The 4,612-nt window shown below is 38.5% G+C and carries 5 protein-coding genes; 4 read left to right on the top strand and 1 reads right to left on the bottom strand.

Translation table 11 applies throughout. The annotated features are described in order from the left end of the window. A partial coding sequence (locus AC1DJR_RS17975) for a glycerophosphodiester phosphodiesterase family protein (RefSeq protein WP_477003164.1) occupies window positions 1-408 on the bottom strand: 408 nt, incomplete at its 3' end. Between the two features lie 150 nt (window positions 409-558). Between AC1DJR_RS17975 and AC1DJR_RS17970 the strand changes: the two genes are divergently transcribed. From AC1DJR_RS17970 to speB, 4 genes are all read left to right on the top strand, one after another. Then, window positions 559-966, top strand: a complete 408-nt coding sequence (locus tag AC1DJR_RS17970) for a MerR family transcriptional regulator (protein ID WP_002016353.1) — start codon at window positions 559-561, stop codon at window positions 964-966. Window positions 967-971: 5 nt separating this feature from the next. Beyond that, window positions 972-2,135, top strand: coding sequence for an MFS transporter (locus AC1DJR_RS17965; protein ID WP_477003163.1), 1,164 nt, complete (start codon window positions 972-974; stop codon window positions 2,133-2,135). Window positions 2,136-2,321: 186 nt separating this feature from the next. Then, on the top strand, window positions 2,322-3,149 hold the full coding sequence (speE, locus tag AC1DJR_RS17960; protein ID WP_000424693.1) for a polyamine aminopropyltransferase: 828 nt from the start codon (window positions 2,322-2,324) through the stop codon (window positions 3,147-3,149). Window positions 3,150-3,367: 218 nt separating this feature from the next. Next, window positions 3,368-4,240: an agmatinase gene (gene speB, locus AC1DJR_RS17955; protein ID WP_060750523.1), complete on the top strand. Its 873-nt coding sequence runs from the start codon at window positions 3,368-3,370 to the stop codon at window positions 4,238-4,240. The last annotated feature ends 372 nt before the right edge of the window (window positions 4,241-4,612 follow it).

Below are 4,612 nucleotides of genomic sequence, written 5' to 3'. Positions count from 1 at the left end.
GGATAGATGATATTCACGAACAAGAGCAACAACTTTTTCTTCAATATTTGGATAATGAAGAACATCTGTTTTTAATTCAATGTTAAGTTGTAAATTTGTTGTAGAGAGCCAAATAAATACTTCTCGTAATGTTGGGATTTTCGCCTCATGGAAAGAAGGATATTTATGGCTACCAGCATCTAARGCTTGTAATTCCTCTACAGTTTTCTCAGAAACAAGTCCCACGCCATTTGTTGTGCGGTCCACCGTTTCATCATGAATAACAACTAGTTCACCATCTTTTGATAGATGAACATCAAGTTCAATTCCGTGAGCCCCAATGCGTTCAGCCTCTTGGAAGGCAATCATCGTATTTTCTGGGTGTGTTCCTTTTACCCCGCGATGAGCGAAAATAAGTGGTTTATTCATGTGAAAATCTCCTTATCATCTCTTTTCTTTCATTATGAAACTGCTTTGAGAAAAATACAATTCATATGACAAACATTTACAAAAGTATAACAGTTGCACAAAAGTTAACGTTAACGTAAAATGTAATAATTGGTGAAGGGAGGAATACACATGTATAAAATTGATGAAGTAACAAAGCAAGTTGGTTTAACAAAGCGTACACTTCGTTATTATGAGGAAATTGGTTTAATTCATCCCCCAGAACGCAGTGAAGGGAATATTCGCCTGTATACAGACGAGGACATTGCGAGAATTAAAAGGATTGTGGAAGCGAAAGAAGTACTAGGAATTACGCTTCAAGAAATGCAACATTTCTTATCGTTAAAAGAAAGAATGGAACAAAGAAGAAATAGTGAGAATCCGCGTGACCGTGAAGTGATTCAAGAAATTAAAGAGATGCTTGAAAAACAAGTGCAAACGTTAGACGAAAAAATGGAGCAAATGCAGCGTGTTAAGGCGGAGCTAGAGGATAGCTTAAGCCGGGCAGTTACATTTTTAGAGAATACAAAAGGAGAGTAATCAAAATGGAGAGCAAACAAAAATTAGGGAGATTGATTACAGTGGTGGCTACCTTCCTTGCCTTTTCAGGTATAGGAGTAGTCGACCCAATTTTACCAAGTATTGCTGAACAAATTGGTGCTTCGCATTGGCAAGTCGAGATGTTATTTACAGCATATATTTTAACGATGGCAATTATGATGTTACCAGCTGGAATATTTGCATCAAGATTTGGTGATAAACGAATGATGACGATCGGTCTTGCGATTGTAACTGTATTTGCATTTATATGTGGTATATCGCAAACGATTGCTCAATTATCTCTTTTCCGCGCGGGGTGGGGATTAGGAAATGCGATGTTCTTCGCAACGGCGATGACATTATTAATTGCATTAAGTAAAGAAGTTCATGAAGCAGTAGGATTATATGAAGCAGCTATYGGTTTAGGGATGGCAGGTGGMCCWTTRTTAGGYGGTATATTAGGTGGACATTCTTGGCGTTACCCATTTTTTGCGACGAGTATTTTAATTTCTTTAGCATTTATTTTAGTTTTCTTTTTTGTAAAAGAACCGGAGCGAAAAGTGAAGCGTAAAGCGGCAGGCGTAGGAGAATTASTTAACCTGGTGAAGTATAAACCGTTTATGCAAGGTGCTATTTCGGGGATGTTATACTACTACGGATTTTTCGTCGTGTTAGCATATTCACCACTTATTATGCATTTATCTGCTATTCAATTAGGATTTGTATTTTGCGGATGGGGATTAGCATTAGCTTACGGATCAGCAATTTTAGCGCATAAGCTAGAAGGTAAATATGAACCAAAAACATTGTTAAAAGGTAGTTTACTTGTATTTGCGATTTTCTTAATTGCACTATTCTTCGTTAAAATCATGTGGTTACAAATCGTGTTAATCGTTCTATCAGGATTAGCATCAGGCTTAAATAACGCGTTATTTACAAGTTATGTAATGGATATTTCACCTTATGAAAGATCTGTTACATCAGGTGTTTATAACTTCGTTCGTTGGTTAGGAGGCGCAATTGCTCCAATTTTATCAGGAGTCATCGGTCATACAGTTTCACCACAAAGTCCGTTTTTAGTCGGTGGAATTGTTGTGTTAGTTGGTTGCGTAATGATCTTAATTCCGATTCGTAAACCGGTAGAAATAGAGACAAAAACCCTTTCTTAAGAAAGGGTTTTCTTTCCTATTACAGAGCAATCCCTTTTCACATATATGTTAGAACCCTCTGACTAAAATATATTTTCGGTATTTTTGTACTTTTAACTATACTTTTTGGATGTTTTGTTTTATTTTTGTTAGGGGACATTAATGATGTCCCTATTATAAATTTGCATTGAAAGGCGTGATTGTACGATGGAACTATGGTTCACTGAAAAACAAACAAAGCATTTTGGAATTACGGCGCGTATTAACCGCACATTACATACGGAGCAAACAGAATTCCAAAAACTTGATATGGTTGAAACGGAAGAGTTCGGAAACATGCTTATTTTAGATGGCATGGTTATGACAACAGAAAAGGACGAGTTCGTTTATCATGAAATGGTAGCGCACGTACCTTTATTTACACATCCAAACCCTGAAAACGTATTAGTAGTAGGCGGTGGCGATGGTGGTGTTATTCGTGAAGTATTAAAACACCCAAGCGTAAAGAAAGCAACTCTTGTTGAAATTGATGGAAAAGTAATTGAGTACTCTAAACAATACTTACCATCAATTGCAGGTGCATTAGATGATGAGCGTGTAGAAGTAAAAGTAGGAGACGGTTTCCTACACATCGCAGAAAGCGAAAATGAATATGACGTAATTATGGTAGATTCTACTGAGCCAGTAGGCCCAGCAGTAAACCTATTTACAAAAGGCTTCTACGCTGGAATTTCTAAAGCGTTAAAAGAAGATGGTATTTTCGTTGCTCAAACGGACAACCCTTGGTTTACACCAGAACTAATTACAACTGTGTTTAAAGACGTAAAAGAGATTTTCCCAATTACTCGTTTATACACAGCAAACATTCCGACGTATCCAAGTGGACTTTGGACGTTCACAATCGGATCTAAAAAACATGATCCATTAGAAGTAAGTGAAGAGCGTTTCCATGAAATCGAAACGAAATATTACACAAAAGAATTACACAATGCAGCATTCGCATTACCGAAATTTGTTGGCGATTTAATTAAGTAAGAGCGTTAAATTGAAATAAATAAAGTGTAAGTAACTCATTTAAGGTGTTTGTCTAGAAGGCTTGAACATGCTAGTTACTTACACTGCTACAAATGAAGTAGTCTTCTTGTGATAACAAGAAGGCTCAGGTAAATCGAGAAAGAGGAGCAATGCGCTCCAAATTTGAGAAATAGTGAAAGGTTGGGATACCTTAAGTTCCACATAAGGAGGAAAAGAATATGCGTTTTGATGAAGCTTATTCAGGTAAAGTATTTATTAAAAGTCATCCAAGTTTTGAAGAGTCAGAGGCAGTTATTTACGGGATGCCTATGGATTGGACAGTAAGTTTCCGTCCAGGATCTCGCTTTGGCCCTGCACGTATTCGTGAAGTATCAATCGGTCTTGAAGAATATAGTCCGTATTTAGATCGTGAACTAGAAGAGGTAAAATATTTTGATGCGGGTGATATCCCATTACCATTTGGGAATCCACAGCGCAGCATAGACATGATTGAAGAATATGTAGCAAAACTATTAGATGCCGGTAAGTTTCCACTAGGTCTCGGCGGAGAGCACTTAGTGTCTTGGCCAATTTTTAAGGCAATGGCAAAAAAATATCCGGATTTAGCAATCATCCATATGGATGCTCATACTGACTTACGTGAGTCATATGAGGGAGAGCCTTTATCCCACTCTACACCAATTCGTAAAGTGTGCGATTTAATTGGTCCGGAAAACGTATATTCTTTCGGTATTCGTTCTGGAATGAAGGAAGAATTCGAATGGGCAAAAGAAGTAGGTATGAACTTATATAAATTTGACGTATTAGAACCGTTAAAGGAAGTATTACCGAAACTTGCAGGACGCCCAGTCTATGTCACAATTGACATCGACGTATTAGACCCAGCTCACGCTCCTGGAACAGGAACATTAGAAGCTGGAGGTATCACATCTAAAGAACTATTAGAGTCCATCGTAGCAATTGCAAATTCAAATATACAAGTAGTCGGAGCAGACTTAGTAGAAGTAGCTCCAGTCTACGATCATAGTGATCAAACACCAATCGCAGCAAGCAAATTCGTGCGGGAAATGCTGCTCGGTTGGGTTAAATAAAAGCGTAGGCAGCTCGCTCAGAATCGCAGGTCATTGGAACGCTCGACCGAGAAGCGCTTTTGGCTTCGAACGAGAGTGTGAAATGGCCGGGGATTCTAGCTGCTGTAGCTGGATAAAATAAAAGCGCAAGCGGCTCGCTCAGAATGTGAGGGGGATGGAGCTTCAGACGTAGAGGCGTTTTTTGCCTCGAAGGAAGAAGCGAAGCCACCGATCATTCTAGCCGCTGTAGCTGGATAAAGTAAAAGTGAAGCCGACTCAAAATGAAGTGACCCCTAAAAATTAGACACGGTTATTTCATTAGGCAGCTTGATAAAAGTGAGTCCGGTATTGCACCGGGCTCATTTTTAATTTTGCCTTTATCCGTTTTGTATT

Source organism: Bacillus sp. 05T31 (assembly GCF_056396725.1).
This window is presented reverse-complemented; position numbering and strand designations above follow the sequence as displayed.